Origin of the sequence: Oribacterium asaccharolyticum ACB7, assembly GCF_000238075.1 — a bacterium.
GTDB classification, from domain to species: Bacteria; Bacillota; Clostridia; order Lachnospirales; family Lachnospiraceae; genus Oribacterium; species Oribacterium asaccharolyticum.
The window spans coordinates 75,052-91,361 of sequence record NZ_JH414504.1; the positions used below are offsets into that span (position 1 = coordinate 75,052).

Below are 16,310 nucleotides of genomic sequence, written 5' to 3' on the forward strand. Positions count from 1 at the left end.
GGAGTTATAAAAAAGAGAGGCTTTTTATTTTAGAAAGTATTTTAGAAAGAATCGAGTCTGTTCAAAATGCTTGGCGGCTCGCTACTGGAATGATGTGGATAAAAGTTCTGTGTGAAAACAGAGGCAGGAGGGAAAAGATGGGAAAATATTTTGGAACAGACGGTTATCGTGGAGAGGCTAACGTGGATTTGACGGCGGATGACGCCTTTAAGGTGGGAAAGTTCTTGGCCTATTATTTTTCGAACAAAGGCACAAAGGAGTGCCGTATTGTCATCGGTAAGGATACCAGACGCTCCAGCTATATGTTTGAGTATGCACTTTCTGCAGGAATTACCGCTGCAGGGGCTGACGCGTATCTGATGCATGTCACCACCACGCCTTCCGTAAGCTATATTGTTCGTTCCGAAGATTTTTCCTGCGGAGTCATGATTTCCGCCTCCCATAATCCTTTCTATGACAACGGTCTTAAGGTCATCAATGAAAATGGAGAAAAGGTTTCCGATGATTTTATTGCGGAAATTGAAGCCTATCTGGATGGAGAAACCAAGGAAGTTCCTTTAGCTACCGGGGATAAGATTGGAAGAACCGTGGATTTTGCCGCAGGAAGAAACCGCTATATCGGCTATCTGATTTCCTTGGCTACCCGTTCCTTTAAGGGAAAGAAGATTGCTTTGGACTGTGCCAACGGTTCCGCATCCTCCTGCGCCAAGGCGGTGTTTGATGCTCTGGGGGCGGATACCCATGTGCTTTCCAACAATCCCAACGGCTATAACATTAATGAGAACTGCGGTTCCACCCACATGGAAGCCTTACAGAATTACGTAAGGAACAGTGATTGTGAAATCGGCTTTGCCTATGACGGTGATGCGGATCGTTGCCTCTGCGTAGACAGTGACGGAGAATTGGTGGATGGAGATCAGATTCTCTATCTTTGCGGAAAGAATATGCGGGATAAGGGACAGTTAAAGGACAATAAGATTGTTACCACCATTATGTCCAATTTTGGTCTTTACAAGGCTTTGGATGCGGTAGGACTTTCTTATGAAAAGACCAAGGTAGGGGACCGTTATGTCTATGAGAATATGGCAGAAAACGGTTATTCTCTGGGAGGAGAGCAGTCCGGACACATCATCTTTATGAGACATGCCACTACCGGAGATGGAATTCTTACCAGTATTAAGCTGATGGAAGTGCTTTTAGAGGAAAAGAAGAGCCTGAAGGAAGCTTTGGCAGACTATCAGCGCTTTCCACAGGTTTTAAAGAATGTACGGGTGAAGGATAAGCTTTTGGTGGAGCAGAATGAAACCGTACAGGAGGCAGTGAAGAAGGTGGAGGAAAGCCTGGGAGAGGATGGAAGAATTCTCCTCCGTGCTTCCGGAACAGAGCCTTTGATTCGTGTCATGGTGGAGGCCTCCAAGGAAGAGCTTTGTGAGAAGTATGTAGAGGAAGTTATAGCTGTTATGAAAAAGGCAGGACTAGTCCTTTCCTAAGTTTATTGATAGAGTAAAAGGAAGTCCTGCAGAGCCTGGAAAAGCTTGTTTGGCAGTACAGGGTAGACTCAAAATAAGAAGTAAGTAAGAGTAGTAGTGGAAAAATACAATAGGAGGTAAGAATGGATCAGGTAAAACGTTACAGAAAATTTCCGATTTTCCGTTATCCGGAAAGAACTTGGATGGATCAGGAAATCACTAAAGCACCGATTTGGTGTTCTGTGGATTTAAGGGATGGAAACCAGGCCCTTGTGGATCCCATGACCGTAGAAGAAAAGGTGGAATTTTTCCAGCTTCTTTGCAAGCTTGGTTTTAAGGAGATTGAAGTAGGCTTTCCTGCCGCCTCCCAGATAGAATTTGATTATTTACGGACTTTGGTGGAGAAGAATCTGATTCCGGATGATGTTACGGTTCAGGTTTTGGTACAGTGTAGAGAAGAACTTTTGGAAAGAAGCTTCCAGGCTCTTCAAGGAGTAAAGAAGGCCATTGTCCATATTTATAATTCTACCTCCGTATTGCAAAGAGATGTGGTTTTCGGAAAGTCCAGAGAGGAGATTACCGCCATTGCCCTTTCCGCTGTAGAGATGGTGAAGCGTCACGAGAAGGATTTTTCCGGAGAGCTTCGTCTGGAGTATTCTCCGGAAAGCTTTACCGGAACGGAGATGGATTATGCTTTGGAAATCTGTAATGCGGTGATTTCCGCCTGGGGTACTAAGGCGGGAAGGGAGATTATCATTAACCTGCCTAATACCGTAGAGATGCATAGCCCCAATGTCTATGCGGATCAGATTGAGTTTATGTCCAAAAATATGAAGGAAAGGGAGCATGTGATTCTTTCCGTGCATCCCCATAATGATAGAGGAGAGGGCATTGCCTCCGCAGAGCTGGCCCTTCTTGCCGGAGCACAAAGAGTCGAGGGAACCCTTTTTGGAAATGGAGAAAGAACCGGAAATGTCGATATTTTAACCCTGGCTTATAACCTTTTCTCCCACGGCATCGACCCCAAGCTGAATCTGGAAAATATTCGGGAGATTCAAGAGGTCTACGAGCGTTGCACGAAGATGCATATCCCGGAGAGACATCCTTATGCGGGGAAATTGGTTTTTACCGCATTCTCCGGTTCTCATCAGGATGCGATTAATAAGGGGCTTCAGGCCATGAAGGAGAGAAAGTCTCTAATCTGGGAAGTACCTTATCTTCCGATTGATCCGGCGGATATCGGAAGAGAATATGAGCCGGTTGTCCGTATCAACTCCCAGTCCGGTAAGGGCGGTGTGGCCTTTATTTTGGATTTCCAGTACGGCTATAAGCTTCCGAAGGGGATGCAGAGAGAGTTTGCGGACTATATCCAGAGCATTTCCGAAAAAGAAGGGGAGGTTAGCCCCGAACGGATTTTGGAGGTTTTCTTAGCGGAATATGTAGAGGCGAAGGAACCGCTTCTTTTTAAAAACCTTCGTTCCATGGACATGGAAAATGAGAAAGAGCACTATGTCAGCTTTGTGCAGTTAAGCTTTGAAAATAAGGGAATATTGAAAGAAATCTCCGCAAGCGGATCAGGACCGATTGATGCGGTGGCGAACGCCTTACAGAAAGAACTGAAAAAGGAGTTTGAGGTTATTGACTACAGTGAGCATGCTTTGAGCTCCGCATCCTCCGCGAAGGCGGTTTCTTACATCCATTTACAGGATAAAGCGTCCGGAAAGATGACTTACGGCGTGGGAATTTCCTCTAACATTACCCGTTCCTCCGTCCGTGCCCTGTTCAGTGCAATAAACAGACTGTACTATTAAAAGAGCTTTTGTGAGATACAGTAAAATATCTATTAAATATTTGTAAGGCTTCAAACGGTGGCACGTTCTCGCTAGCTTCGCCTGACTGAGCAATGAGCTTTGAATCCCATTACTACCTGTTTAAAGCCTTACAGATGTTTTGCTTATATGATTTTCTTAAACTCTTACTTGTCTCCGTCTGTTTCGTTCAGAAAGGTATACAAAGCAGTTTTTCAGGAGTCTCCACTCCAAGGCGATATATCGCGTGAAGGGGATTCCTCGGAAATCTGCTTTTTTCATGCCTTTTCTCTCTTTAAGACCGCGCATAATCCCCCTTCTATAGGCTTTTCCGTAGCCCTTTTTTTGGAAGTAGAGAGCCTTAATCAAAAAGCCAAGAAGGAAGGGGAGAAAGTTTACGATTTTTAGGAGAAACGGAAAGTTCTTATATAAGAGGAAGATAGAATTTCTTGCGGAAAGCTCTACTTTAAAGTCACTATATTTTCCGCCGCTGGTACCGGAGCCTACATGCTTACAGATTGCACTCGGGCAGTAGTAAATGCTGTAGCCGTAAAGCTGCGCGCGAAAGGAGATATCGACATCTTCCAGATAGGCGAAGTGCTTTTCATCAAAAAGCCCGGTCTTATCCAGTGCGGAGATAGAGTAGAGTGCAGCTCCCGCACAGGCGGAGAAAACCTTTTCCGTCTTGTTCCAGTTTTCTACGCGGTCTTCCAAGCCTCTCTGAAAGGGAAAGCCGAGGAGACAAAGCTCGTCACCGGCATCGTCCATGAGCCTCTCGTCATGCATTTTTATCATCTTGGAAGAAAGGGCAAAAACCTTCTCTCCCTTCGCTTCTTTTTCCGCCATAAAACGGACAAGATTTTCCACGAAACGGGGGTCCACCTCGGTGTCGTTGTTTAAAAGAAGGGCATAGTCCGCTCCATGCTCCTTCGCATATAGAATACCTTGGTTTACAGCCTTGGCAAAGCCGTAGTTTTCTTTGTTTTCCAAAAGGAAAATTCGCTCGGGCTCCTTTTCGATGTATTCTTTTATTACGGGGATACTTCCATCCGAAGACGCATTGTCCACAAAGAGAATAGAAAAGTCTTTCGTGCTTTGCCGTTCTAACGCCTGCATACACTTTTCCAGAAAATGCTTTCCGTTGTAATTGGGGATAATCACTACTGTTTTCATATCTTCAAATACCTCGATAGATTGCTATTTTATCTTAAGAAATCAAAAGCGCATTAAACGTAAAAAACCTTATCACAAATCGGAGAAAAGTGCCAGTCGACATTTCGGATTACTCCGGTCAATGCTTCTCCACTTTTTCCCATCCTTTTTCCCATCCTTTTTACATCTCCTTATTACCTATTTGTAAGATGCTTCCAATTTTTCCGGCATTTACATTTTCCTGCGCTTACTATAAAATTGAACAATCTTTACGGTGAGGAAAGGAACAATAGAAATTCATGGAACAAAAGCGGATTTCCTTTATGGAAAATGATGTACTTTGGAATGCGCTCGGGAGCATGATGTATGCGCTTGCTTCCATGATTTTGGCTTTTTTTGTTCTGCGTCTTCTCGGGGAAAAGGAGGGAGGCATCTTCGGATTCGGCTATTCCACCCTGGGACAGCAGTTTTTTATTCTGGCTTATTTCGGCATTCGTCCTTTTCATATTACGGATATGCGGGGAGAATTTTCCTTTCGGGAATATCTGGGATTTCGGAACCTAAGCACAGCACTTTCCGTTTTCATTGCTTTACTCTTTCTTCTTTATCAGTATCTGGAGGGGAATTATACGGCAGAGAAGAGTGCTATCCTGTTTTTTCTTTGCCTGTACAAAATCTTAGACGGCTACGTAGATGTTTATGAGTCGGAACTGCAAAGAAGAGGAAAGCTTTACAAGACAGGACAGTCTCTCTTCTTCAGAACTCTCTTTGCCGTAGTTCTTCTACTCATTACACTGCTACTCACAAAAAATCTGTTTCTCGGCGTGATTCTTATGAATCTTTGCCAGCTTTTTTGCTTTTATTTCTTCTGTCTTTCTCCGCTAAAGAAAACTGTTGCGATAGGAGAGGAGAGGCGTTTTAGCTTTGAAGCGGGAAAGAGACTCATTATGGAGAGCTTTTTTCTCTTTATTTCGGTTTTTTTGGACTTCTATGTGTTTTCGTCCTCCAAGTATGCCGTAGATGCGGTAATGGGTTCCTCGTTTTCCGGGATTTACAACCTCCTCTTTATGCCCAGTAATTTCATCTATCTGCTGGCAAATTTCATCATTCGGCCGGCTCTTCCGAGACTCGCCGCGCTTTGGCAGGAAGGAAAGACCGGGGATTTCAGGAAAGAAGAAGGCAGTCTTATGAAGAAGGTACTCCTGCTTTCCTTTGTTCTTCTTATCTTAGCGGTACTTCTCTCTCCTCTTGCACTTTGGATTCTGGAGAGACTTCTCGGAGAGACTTTTTACGGGAAAATGACGGCAGAGCGCTTTTCTTTCTGCCTCCTCATTTTGGGAGGCTGTTTCTATGCCCTTGCGAATCTTGAGTACTATCTTCTTGTGACAAAGAGAAGGCAGAAGAAGATTTTTGCAGGCTATCTTATCGCTTCCGTTCTCTCTTTTCTCACAGCGGATTATATGCTTGAGAGCGGAGGATTTTTCTTCGGTTCATTGCAATTTGCGGGGATGATGCTCTTTCTCTTCCTTTTTTTCTTCCTCTCTGAAAAAACAGGAAAGGGCTAGAAAGTGGAGTCTGTAGGGGTAGAAAGTGGAGTCTTTCTTTTCATTCCGGCTTAGGCATGGTAAAATAGGCTCATTGATTTTTTATCAAGTCAGATAGGGCCTTAATAGTTGAGAGAGTGTCCTACTCAGAAAGGACACTGAACTTGCATTTTGAATATAGATTTTGCATTGTTATGCAATAGGGAATTGGAATAGTGTAGGCGGATGACAGATTGTTTTAGGCAGGACAGTCCGGAAGAGGCTGTCCTTAGAGAAGAAAATAGAAGAGAGAAGGAGAACGAAAGGCGGCAGGGAGGGAGAGAAACGCTCCCCTCTTTTGATGTCTTGATTCCGACCTATAAGCCGGGAGAGAAATTTCGTGCCCTGCTTTCGGCGTTGGAAGAGCAGGAGTTCCCTCCGGCAAAGATCATTATTGTGAATACCGAGGAACGATATTTCCCAAAAGAGCTTTTAGAAGGAAGGAAAGTGGAAGTCTCGCTCCATCACATAAAAAGAGAGGACTTTGATCATGCCTATGCGAGAAATCTCGCGGCCTCCTTTTCCGATGCGGAGTATTTTTTATCGATGACCGATGATGCGGTGCCGGCGGATAAAAAGCTCACAAAAGAACTGCTTACGGCTTTTTCTTGGGACAATCGTATCGCCGAGGTATACGCAAGACAGCTTTGTACGAAGGACAGTTCCTTTGATGAAGTGCTCTCCAGAAGCTTTAACTATGGGGATAAAGTGGAAATAAAGGGAATAGAGGATGTGAAAAGACTCGGTATTAAGTGTTTTTTTGCTTCCAATGTCTGCTGTATGTATAAAAAAGCGGTGTTTCGGGAACTTCAAGGCTTCCAATCGCCTACCATCTTTAACGAGGATATGATTTTTGCGGCAAGGGCGGAAAAGGCAGGGTATAAGGTCGCTTATAATCCTTTGGCAAGGGTTTACCATTCTCATCATTACTCGGCAGGACAGCAGTTTAGAAGAAACTTTGACCTGGGGGTGTCTCATAGGGATTTTCCGGAGATTTTTTCTCTTGTGCCGCCTGAGAAGGAAGGGATGAAGATGTTCAGGCAAAATGCAAAAACGCTTGTTTCCGAGGGGAAGGCCCTTCTTCTTGTTCCTCTCTTTTTCAGGACGGGAGCACGTTTTCTCGGCTATAAGGCAGGAAAGAAATATCCGGTACTGCCGCGAATTTTAAGAAATGCCATTACTTTAAATCCTCAGTATTTTGAAAAAAAGGAAGAGAAGTCGTAAGTTACGGAGAGTGATGGAAGACGAAGACGATAGAGGACGGTAGAATACGATAAAAGATAATACGATAAAGATAATACGATAAAAGGTGATGGAAGGCGATAAAAGGCGATAGAGAACGATAGAGGGCGAAGAAGATAGGCACTCTATCCGTGAACCGGAAAGGATAAGATTTGATTAGTCTCTTAAAAGAAATAAAACGAAAGCGAAAGATGATTTTAGACCTGGCAAGAGCCGACTTTAAAAAGCGCTTTGTGGGCTCCTACTTTGGCGTGGTTTGGATGCTGATTCAGCCACTCGTGACTATTGCGATATACGCCTTTATCTTCGGCCCCTACGGCTTTAAGTCCAGTCCGCCGGTTCCGAATGTAAGCTATACTCTTTGGCTGATTCCGGGTATCGTTCCCTGGTTTTTCTTCTCCGAAGTGATGAATATGAACACGGGAATTCTGCAGGAGTACCATTATCTGGTAAAAAAGGTGGTTTTTCCGATAGAGCTTTTACCCGTGATTAAGCTTTTAAGCTGTACTCTGGTGCATGGCTTCTTCCTTCTGGTGATGTTTTTATTTTATCTCTTCAGCGGAAAAATGCTGCAGCTGACTTGGCTACAGGTTCTCTATTATTCTTTTGCTGCAGCAATGTTTGGCCTGGGGCTCAGTTACTTTACTTCCGCGATTTCCGTGTTTTTTAAGGATATGCAGCAGATTGTGGCAATTGTATTGCAGTTCGGTATCTGGATGGTGCCGATTATGTACGATGAGCTTCTTTTTACCAATAAGGCGCCCTGGCTAAAGATATTCTTTAAAATCAATCCTTTTTACTATATTGTGGCGGGGTATCGTGATTCGATGATTACGGGAAATTATTTCTTTGAAAGGCCGGGACTGACTCTTTATTTTTGGCTGGTAACGCTCTTTCTTTTATTCGTGGGATTGCGGTTCTTCCGAAAGCTGCGCCCTCACTTTTCAGATGTTTTATAGGAGGAAATCATGATAGCGCTTATTCGAGTGGGACTTTTGCTCTTTGGATTTTTAGGGCTGGGAAGTCTTCGTTTACTTTTTATCCGAAAAAAGGAGAGGACGAGAGAAAGAGACCTGGAGTGCCTTTCTATCGTGCAGGGAAGGCTGAAGGCCATTTTAAAGATATGCAAGGTGGAAGTCCATGCCGAAGGCTTGGAAAATATTCCAAAGGACGAGGCCGTGCTTTTTGTAGGAAATCATCGTTCCTACTTTGATATTGTCGTCGGTTACAGCCTTTTAAACAATGTGACCGGTTTTATTTCCAAGGATGACTTAACGAGGATCCCGAACTTGAAACTTTGGATGGAAGAGCTTCACTGTCTTTTCCTGGACAGGGATAATCTGAAGCAGAATTTGAAGGTGATTATTGAAGCGATTCAGGAAATAAAACGCGGAATCTCCTTTTGGATTTATCCTGAGGGGACAAGGACAAAGGGAGAGAGTGAAGAGGATATGCTTCCCTTTAAGAAGGGATCCTTTAAGCTTGCCGAGAAAACCGGCTGTAAAATTATTCCCGTAGCCATGATTAATACCAGAAAGATTTTCGAAGAGCAATTTCCGCTTCTGAAAAGCACGAAGGTTTATGTGCGATTCGGGGAGCCTATTCTTCTTTCAGCGCTATCCGAGGAAGAGAAAACGCACATCGACAAATATGCGGAAGAGCAAGTTCTTTCCATGATCCGGGATTTGAAAGAGATAGAGCGGAAAGAGCTGGAAAGTAACGAGCAATAAGGGGATATGGAGGAATCAATGGGACTGGAAGAGATTCGGAAGGAACTGGATACGATCGACCGGGAAATCGTTCAACTTTTTCAGAAAAGAATGGATCTTTCCATAGAAGTTGCTAAAGATAAGGCAAAGACGGGAAAGGCAGTCTTCGACGGAAAAAGAGAGGAAGAAAAATTAAACAGTATTTCGGATATGGTAGGAGATCCGCTATTAAAAACGCCGGCCAGAGAACTGTTCCGGGGCTTAATGACTCTTTCCAGAAGAAGACAGCTTCAATACCTTTCCGAAATTGGACACAAGTCGGATTTTTCCTTTCGGGAAGTCGGGGAACTTTCTTTTTCGGGGAAAAAATTAGCCGCACAGGGCGTGAAATGGTCTTATTCTTATCTTGCCGGAAGAGTATTTTTCCAAGAGGATTCCATAGAATTTGTAGAGCATTTTCAGGACGTGTTGGAGGCTGTCCAATCAGGAAAGGCGGATTACGGAATCCTCCCCATGGACAATTCCACCTATGGCATGGTGCAGGACAACTATGACCTTTTAAGTCGCTATGAAGAGCTTTCCGTATTAAAAGAAATTAATTACCCCGTTTCGCATTGTCTTTGCAGCGCCGGGGACTACAGGACGGAAGAAATCAGGAAGGTCTACTCTCACCCACAGGCCCTTGCCCAGTGCAGGGAATTTTTCAAAGAATATCCTTTTATGGAAAAAATAGCGGACTTGAATACGGCGATTGCCGCAAAGAAACTTGCAGAGACAAAAGAGGAGTACGCCGCCGTCTTATGCAGCAGACCGGCAGCAGAGTATTATGGTCTTCGAATCCTGCAAGACGGAGTGAGCAGTAAAGAAAATACCACCCGATTTTTCCTGATAGGAAAAGAGAAGATTTACACGAAGGATGCCGATAAATTGACGATGATTCTCTGGGCGGCGAATCAGGCGGGAAGTCTTTATCATGTGCTGGGGGATTTCACCTGGAACGGTTTGTCTCTCAGTATGATTCAAAGCAGACCTGTGGGAGACAAAGCCTTTTCCTACCTTTTCTTTGTGGATGTAAGCGGAAATCTTTCCGAGCCGGAGATGGAAAATGCCTTAAGTGCGTTGAAAGAAGAGGGAGTACAATTCAGGATACTGGGGAATTACTTACCCTGTAAAGTAAAGAATTCGTGAATTAAACGGGAAAGACTTGCCATTTCAGTCAAAAATTAGGTAAACTGAAGCGATCCATAGAAAGTCAGACAGACGAGGAGGACTCTTATGCCACAGATTAATATATTGGTTGTTGATGATGAAAAAGAGATTGCCGAGCTGGTAGAAATCTATTTGGTTTCTGACGGCTATAAGGTTTTTAAAGCTTATAATGCGGAAGAGGGGTTGAAAATTCTTTCGGAGGAAGAGATTCATCTGGTTCTTCTGGATGTCATGATGCCGGGAATGAGTGGTCTTGAAATGTGCAGAAAGATCCGGGAAAGCTCCAATATTCCGGTGATTATGTTATCTGCGAAGTCCGAGGATTTGGATAAGATTGTCGGTCTTACCGGCGGTGCGGACGATTATGTTACAAAGCCGTTTAATCCCCTGGAGCTTACGGCAAGAGTCAAGTCTCAGCTTCGCCGCTATACACAACTGAATCCGAATGCCGGCACGAACTATATCAATAACGAAATCAATATTCGGAATATGCATATCAATAAGGATAACCATAAGGTGATTATTGATGAGGAAGAAATTAAATTGACACCGATTGAATTTGATATTCTTTTCCTCTTGGCTTCTCACCCCGGTAAGGTTTTCTCTACGGATGAAATCTTTGAAAAGGTATGGAACGAGAAGGTCTATGAAGCCAACAATACCGTTATGGTGCATATCCGGAGGCTTCGCGGAAAGATGAAGGAAGACCAGAGGGAAGATAAGATTATTACTACGGTTTGGGGCGTAGGCTATAAGATTGAGAAATAGGAGTGTGTGAGGTGAATCAGGAAAGAGCACCTCACCATTTCGGTAGAGGGTATATGATGCAGGTTCTTCTCCATGTGGGAATGTCTGCTATTTTTGCGGGTGTAGTGGAATGTTTTCTGGTTTTTAACATCAGTTCCTATACCAGCTATCTTTATCAAATGGGAAATGATCATCCCATGGTACAGAGCTTTGCTTTTGCCAGTGTGGTAAGCATCCTGCTTTTTGTACTTTTGGGCATCGTTATTTTTACGCTCTGCTTTCTTTTTCTGCAAAGGAAGACGGCAAGAGATATTGAAACTTTGGCGCAGGCGGTAAAGCAGATTTCCGCGGGAGATTTCAATACGGACATTTCCATTTCCGGAGAGGGAGAAATAGCCCATATTGCGGAGAGCATTCGTATGATGGAAGAAGAACTTTCGCGTCATATTGAAATGGAAAAGAGTAATGAGCAGTCGAAGACGGATTTAATTACCAATATTGCGCATGATTTGCGAACCCCGCTGACTTCTATTTTGGGATATCTTGATTTAATCAAAAACAATCAATCCGCGAATGACGAGATGAAAGCGCATTACCTGGAAATTGTTTACAATAAGGCTCTTCGCTTACAAAAGTTAATCGAAGAGCTTTTTGGCTTTACCAAACTATCCTATGGAAAAATGAATATGAAGCTCATTACCTTGGACTTGGTACAGCTTCTCTCTCAGCTCTTGGAGGAAAACTATCCGAATTTTGAAAAAAATGATTTGAGCTGTGATTTCAGCTCCAATGTAAAGTCGCTGTACATTGATGGAGACGGGGATCTTCTTTTCCGTTTGTTTGACAATTTAATCAGTAATGCCATCAAGTACGGTGCCGAAGGAAAGATGATCAAGCTTCGACTTAGAAAAGAAAAGCAATTTGTACGGGTTACGGTCTTGAATTTCGGCTACATCATTCCGGAAAAAGAACTGCCCTTGCTTTTTGATAAATTTTACCGTGTGGAGTCCTCTCGTTCCCTTAGTACCGGCGGAACGGGACTCGGGCTGGCAATTGTAAAGAATATTGCGGAAATGCATCATGGCTATGTGGAAGCGAAGTCAGACCTTTCCGGTACGCGGTTTATTGTTACCCTGCCACTCGAGTATCGGGATGAAAAGGTCCCCTTTGAGGGGGGAAAGAATCCGGAAGACAAAGAGAAGAAAAAGGCGTCTGAAGGACAAGGAGGAATGGAAAAGGGCTATTCCAAAGTTTTACAGGACAAGCGAAAGCGGAAGAAAAAAAGAGGCGGAAGAGAGGAAGATGCTTTTGAAAAATCGTAGTTTTCTATTTATCTTTTTTTGTTTGTTTTTTCTTTTTTCGATAAAAAGCTATAGTGAGAATCTGAATTTAAGTCTGCAATACGGGATTCAAAATACCGCAAAAGCGGGACGGAGTCTGCCCTTGCAGATTACGGTTGAAAATGCGGAGGAAAGCACCTTTTCCGGAAGTTTAAAGATGATTCTCGCTGAATCGGGAAAGCATATTGTGGAGTTCTCTTTTCCGCTCGTAGTGGAGGGGAAAAGCGTAAAAGAAATTGAGAAAAGCTTTATGTTACCCACGGGGGTGAATCAGCTGCTCTTAACGGTAGAGAACCTTTCTTCCGAACAAATTGCCTATAGACGTGTGGGATTGGATATTTCCGGGTCGGATGCGGAGCTTCTGATTGGCTCCCTGTCGCAAAACGGAGATACCATCAGCTTTTTACAGAATGCCAGAGTCAACGAAGGACTTCTAAAAACCAGAGTAATCAGCTTTACCGGAGACAGCTTTCCCAAGGAGGAAACGGACCTTTATCTCCTGGACTTACTTCTGATTCGTGATTTTGATCTTTTTAATTTGGATAAACAGCAACGAGACAGTTTAAAGCATTATGTTGAGCATGGCGGAGTGCTTTTGTTTTCTTTGTCGGAAAACGGCATGCAGACGCTTTCCGAAGATTTTTCATCCTATTTGGAAACACCTCTGGATTTTCAAGAGCGAACCCTTTTTCTCGCCAAGGAAAATGAAGGCGGAGAGGAAGAGGGGGAATCCTTGCTGGCTTCTCCGGTTTATTTAAAAGGAGGAAGAGAAGGAGCCTTTTCAGAGGGAAAAGCCTATCTTTCGGTTTATCCGATGGGGAACGGACTTTTGGCCGTGCTGGGCTATGATGTATTAAAATTGGAGCGTTACGCTACGGAAGATAGTGATTATGTAGGAAAGCTTTTTCTGGAAATCTATGGCCAGAATCGTTTAAATACACTTTCTATTTCCGCATCGGAAAGAAGCCTGAAACAGTACTGGGACTTGGAAGAATTGATGAACCTTTCGGATTTATCTAAGCTTCCCTCCATTCCGCTGTATTTTTGTATTCTGCTACTCTACCTTATCGTAGTGGGGCCCGGACTGTATTTTTTTCTGCGTTCTCAAAATTCACTTCGTGTCTATAGACCGAGCATTGCCCTAATTTCTCTTTTTATGGTGCTGTTTATTTGGGTGCTTGGAATGGGAACCCGGATTAACGACAGCTTTATTTCTTATGTAAAGTTACTGCAACTGACGAAAGACAGTGTGGATGAGGAAAATTATATCAACTTCCGCTCCCCGAAAGAGCGTAACTTCTCCATGGAGATTCAGCCTGAGTATACCGTAAATCCTATCTTGAAAGGCGTGGATTATACAGGGGACTTAAGCGGCTTGGTGAAGGATTCGGGAGTGACTCGTACGGAAGTTTTACAGGAGAGAGACAAGTCTGCTATTGTCATTCATAAAGGTAGCGCGTTCAGTCCGCACTATTTCCTTTTGAACAAAAAGATACCGAATGATATCGGACAAATCGAAGGGAAAGTAAGTTATTTTTCGGGAGAGTTGTCCGGTAAAATTATAAATAATACGAACTATGTTCTTTCCGATGCTTTTATTCTCTTGTATGGAAGGGTAATCAAGCTGGGGAAACTGGAAAAGGGACAGTCCATTGATGTCAGCATTGCCGAATCCATGCCTATGCCGGTGGGAGATTTTGATTATCTGAGTAATGCCCTTTTTACCGGAAACAGCAAAAACTTTATTCGTTTTATTTTGTCGGAGCAGATTCATTCTTATTTTCCGGATGCACGTTTTTATGCTTTAGCAAGAGAAGACGGAGTCAGCTTTACAGAAAACGGAGAAGGGGACAAAAAAATAGACAGGAAGAATTTTGAAAAATACGGTTTCAGCATTGTGAATGCGTCCCTTGAGCTTAGTAGGGAGAAAGACGGTATTATAGAGTATAGCGCACTTTCGAGAGATCCTTCTGTTGATAGTGGAGAGTTTGATATGGCAACCAATACCATGAATCCCATGATCCCTTTGGAAATCCGTTATAATTTGGGGGAAGAGGAGCAAATCAGCGGAATTTCCTTTGAAATCATGGACATTTCCGGGAATAGCCTGTTAGCGAATTTTCAGGGAGATATGGCGATTTATAACAACAGCACGGGAGGTTACGACAGTATAGGAAGAAAGGAGGGAGTTTTAAGCGGAGATCGACTAAAGAAATATTTGACAGAAAAAAATGAATTGAAACTTCGCTTTGTTGCCAAAGAGTCAACGGCATCTCCTGAAATCAGACAATTGCTTCCCATGATAACCGTCAGCGCAAGGGAGGGGAGCGAATGATTCGATTTACAAATGTAAAGAAGAGCTTCGGAAACTACCTTGTTTTGGAAGATTTCTCACTGGAAGTGGAAACGGGACAGGTTTTTGGACTTTTGGGACTCTCCGACTCAGGGAAAACTACGGTATGTAAGCTTCTTACGGGGCTTTTGGCTTTGGATTCCGGAGAGATTCTGGTGGATGATATGAAAGCGGGTACCGGCGTCAGACGATTAAAAAGACGCTTGGGATATGTTCCGCAGGTCATGGGCTCTTATCCTAAAATGACTGTTTTTGAATTTTTACATTTTTTTGCATCCTGCTATCATCTGGAGGAAAGTAAAATAAGGGGAAGGATTCATATGCTCTTGGAACTTGCGGGAATTCGTTCCTGGGAGAATAGTCCTATGGAGGTCCTTCCGCGTGCCGTGATGCAGAAACTATCCATTGTGCGTGCCATGTTACACGAGCCGAAGATTCTGGTTTTGGACGATCCGATGATGTCTTTGGATCTACGGACCGTAGCGGAAATCAAGGAAATTCTTTTGGACTATGCCGAGGACGGAAGGACGGTATTTTTGACCGGTTCGGCACTGGGAGACTTTTCGGACCTCTGTACACATCTTAGCTTTTTGCATCAAGGAAGGGTAATCAGAAAAGGGGCGGTATCCAGAATATTTCAGGAAATCAGTGCTCAAAATCCGATTGTGATTCAGGTAGAGGGAAAGCGTACAGCTTTACTGAGTCTCTTAAAGGAAGATCATCGGGTGAAGTCGATCAGCCTTATGGAAAATGAGATTCATATTCAATTTAAAGGGGATGCCAGGGAAGAGGCGGAGCTCCTGAAAAAGATAGTGGATGCCGGCATTTTATTGCATTCCTTCTACAGGGAGGCGGGCAATATGGAAAATATCCTCGGAAAGGAAGATAAGGGAGAAAGGAGCCTGTTTTCATATGAATGAAAATCCGATTTGGACGAAAGATAATATGCTTTCCGATCGAAGTCTGTTTATGCCGATGCTGATTTCTTTTACCAATCTGGTTTTACTGATTTTGTTTATTGCAAATCTCTACTATATCTCTTTAAACGGATTGCAAACCGGCGAGATTCGGTATGCCGGTTTTCTGCAGATTTATTATTTGGTGGCAGCAGGGCTTTTTCTTTTTCTTTTGCTCTTAGCCCCAGCGATTACCGTATCCAGTTTGAGCACAGAAGAGGAAGAACATATGCTGGAACTTCTTTTGGAAACGGATTTGGACAGTAGAAGCATCATTTTCGGGAAGCTCTTTTCCGAGTTAAGTACTTTGGGAACGCTGCTTTTGTCCACCTTACCTTTTCTGGCAACCGTATTTATTTACGGAGGTGTGTCGAATTATTATTTATGCCTGTATTTTCTCGGATACGGGATATCCTGTGTCTTTTTAAGTTCGTTGGGCATTGCCTGCAGCGGCCTGGCAAAAAACAGTGTATATGCAACGATTTTTGCTTACGGAATCAGTTTTTTGCTGTATGGATTGCTTTTTTACGGGCTTTTCAGTCTGCAAAAGAACAGTTATTTCATTTATGCGACCATCCTTTCTTTCATTCTTTTGGGCTTGTTGAGTCTGCTCTGCCTCACCATAGGGAGAAAAACTTTGGACAAGCGCTATAACGGAAGAAATCTATAGTTTACAAAGGGAATGAATTAAGCTATTCTTTTTTCAAAATGAAAAGAAGGGGAAGACAGAAACCCTGCTATA

At 43.4% G+C, this 16,310-nt stretch carries 13 protein-coding genes; 12 read left to right on the plus strand and 1 reads right to left on the minus strand.

Translation table 11 applies throughout. The features are described 5' to 3' along the window. The first annotated feature begins 137 nt into the window (after window positions 1-137). Both glmM and leuA read left to right on the plus strand, forming a co-directional pair. Complete coding sequence (gene glmM, locus HMPREF9624_RS00285; protein WP_009536001.1) at window positions 138-1,490, plus strand: phosphoglucosamine mutase; 1,353 nt, start codon at window positions 138-140, stop codon at window positions 1,488-1,490. A gap of 122 nt (window positions 1,491-1,612) precedes the next feature. Continuing rightward, on the plus strand, window positions 1,613-3,280 hold the full coding sequence (leuA, locus tag HMPREF9624_RS00290) for a 2-isopropylmalate synthase (RefSeq protein WP_009536002.1): 1,668 nt from the start codon (window positions 1,613-1,615) through the stop codon (window positions 3,278-3,280). Between the two features lie 156 nt (window positions 3,281-3,436). Here leuA and HMPREF9624_RS00295 read toward each other — a convergent pair whose 3' ends face one another. Continuing rightward, window positions 3,437-4,450 carry a glycosyltransferase family 2 protein gene (locus HMPREF9624_RS00295; RefSeq protein ID WP_009536003.1) on the minus strand — a complete coding sequence of 338 codons (1,014 nt, stop codon included), beginning with the start codon at window positions 4,448-4,450 and terminating at the stop codon, window positions 3,437-3,439. 278 nt (window positions 4,451-4,728) lie between these two features. Here HMPREF9624_RS00295 and HMPREF9624_RS00300 point away from each other — a divergent pair, with 278 nt between their 5' ends. From HMPREF9624_RS00300 to HMPREF9624_RS00345, 10 genes are all read left to right on the plus strand, one after another. Next, entirely contained in the window at window positions 4,729-5,994 is a 1,266-nt protein-coding gene (locus HMPREF9624_RS00300; RefSeq protein WP_036594495.1) for a lipopolysaccharide biosynthesis protein, read from the plus strand. 204 nt (window positions 5,995-6,198) lie between these two features. Beyond that, window positions 6,199-7,236, plus strand: coding sequence for a glycosyltransferase family 2 protein (locus tag HMPREF9624_RS00305; protein ID WP_009536006.1), 1,038 nt, complete (start codon window positions 6,199-6,201; stop codon window positions 7,234-7,236). A gap of 209 nt (window positions 7,237-7,445) precedes the next feature. Beyond that, complete coding sequence (locus HMPREF9624_RS00310; protein WP_050801548.1) at window positions 7,446-8,213, plus strand: ABC transporter permease; 768 nt, start codon at window positions 7,446-7,448, stop codon at window positions 8,211-8,213. Window positions 8,214-8,222: 9 nt separating this feature from the next. Then, on the plus strand, window positions 8,223-8,984 hold the full coding sequence (locus HMPREF9624_RS00315; protein WP_009536008.1) for a lysophospholipid acyltransferase family protein: 762 nt from the start codon (window positions 8,223-8,225) through the stop codon (window positions 8,982-8,984). An 18-nt stretch (window positions 8,985-9,002) separates the two neighbouring features. After that, window positions 9,003-10,151, plus strand: coding sequence for a bifunctional chorismate mutase/prephenate dehydratase (locus tag HMPREF9624_RS00320; protein ID WP_009536009.1), 1,149 nt, complete (start codon window positions 9,003-9,005; stop codon window positions 10,149-10,151). 87 nt (window positions 10,152-10,238) lie between these two features. Beyond that, complete coding sequence (locus tag HMPREF9624_RS00325; protein WP_009428225.1) at window positions 10,239-10,940, plus strand: response regulator transcription factor; 702 nt, start codon at window positions 10,239-10,241, stop codon at window positions 10,938-10,940. A gap of 11 nt (window positions 10,941-10,951) precedes the next feature. Beyond that, window positions 10,952-12,241 (plus strand): sensor histidine kinase, encoded by a 1,290-nt coding sequence (locus tag HMPREF9624_RS00330; RefSeq protein ID WP_009536010.1) that lies wholly within the window; start codon window positions 10,952-10,954, stop codon window positions 12,239-12,241. Then, entirely contained in the window at window positions 12,222-14,594 is a 2,373-nt protein-coding gene (locus HMPREF9624_RS00335; protein ID WP_009536011.1) for a hypothetical protein, read from the plus strand. The genes HMPREF9624_RS00330 and HMPREF9624_RS00335 overlap by 20 nt, the downstream gene beginning before the upstream one ends. Then, window positions 14,591-15,532 (plus strand): ABC transporter ATP-binding protein, encoded by a 942-nt coding sequence (locus HMPREF9624_RS00340; RefSeq protein WP_009536012.1) that lies wholly within the window; start codon window positions 14,591-14,593, stop codon window positions 15,530-15,532. Before HMPREF9624_RS00335 ends, HMPREF9624_RS00340 begins: the two co-directional genes overlap by 4 nt. After that, the gene (locus HMPREF9624_RS00345) at window positions 15,525-16,238 is read left to right on the plus strand and encodes an ABC transporter permease (RefSeq protein ID WP_009536013.1); all 714 of its coding nucleotides are present in this window, start codon (window positions 15,525-15,527) and stop codon (window positions 16,236-16,238) included. The genes HMPREF9624_RS00340 and HMPREF9624_RS00345 overlap by 8 nt, the downstream gene beginning before the upstream one ends. Window positions 16,239-16,310: the final 72 nt, after the last annotated feature.

What these genes read in the sequence shown, in the direction of transcription:
- glmM (WP_009536001.1), top strand. Translation starts at nt 138, where the DNA reads ATGGGAAAATATTTTGGAACAGACGGTTATCGTGGAGAGGCTAACGTG.
- leuA (WP_009536002.1), top strand. Translation starts at nt 1,613, where the DNA reads ATGGATCAGGTAAAACGTTACAGAAAATTTCCGATTTTCCGTTATCCG.
- HMPREF9624_RS00340 (WP_009536012.1), top strand. Translation starts at nt 14,591, where the DNA reads ATGATTCGATTTACAAATGTAAAGAAGAGCTTCGGAAACTACCTTGTT.
- HMPREF9624_RS00325 (WP_009428225.1), top strand. Translation starts at nt 10,239, where the DNA reads ATGCCACAGATTAATATATTGGTTGTTGATGATGAAAAAGAGATTGCC.
- HMPREF9624_RS00295 (WP_009536003.1), bottom strand. Translation starts at nt 4,450, where the DNA reads ATGAAAACAGTAGTGATTATCCCCAATTACAACGGAAAGCATTTTCTG.
- HMPREF9624_RS00310 (WP_050801548.1), top strand. Translation starts at nt 7,446, where the DNA reads ATGATTTTAGACCTGGCAAGAGCCGACTTTAAAAAGCGCTTTGTGGGC.
- HMPREF9624_RS00335 (WP_009536011.1), top strand. Translation starts at nt 12,222, where the DNA reads ATGCTTTTGAAAAATCGTAGTTTTCTATTTATCTTTTTTTGTTTGTTT.
- HMPREF9624_RS00300 (WP_036594495.1), top strand. Translation starts at nt 4,729, where the DNA reads ATGGAACAAAAGCGGATTTCCTTTATGGAAAATGATGTACTTTGGAAT.
- HMPREF9624_RS00345 (WP_009536013.1), top strand. Translation starts at nt 15,525, where the DNA reads ATGAATGAAAATCCGATTTGGACGAAAGATAATATGCTTTCCGATCGA.
- HMPREF9624_RS00320 (WP_009536009.1), top strand. Translation starts at nt 9,003, where the DNA reads ATGGGACTGGAAGAGATTCGGAAGGAACTGGATACGATCGACCGGGAA.
- HMPREF9624_RS00305 (WP_009536006.1), top strand. Translation starts at nt 6,199, where the DNA reads ATGACAGATTGTTTTAGGCAGGACAGTCCGGAAGAGGCTGTCCTTAGA.
- HMPREF9624_RS00315 (WP_009536008.1), top strand. Translation starts at nt 8,223, where the DNA reads ATGATAGCGCTTATTCGAGTGGGACTTTTGCTCTTTGGATTTTTAGGG.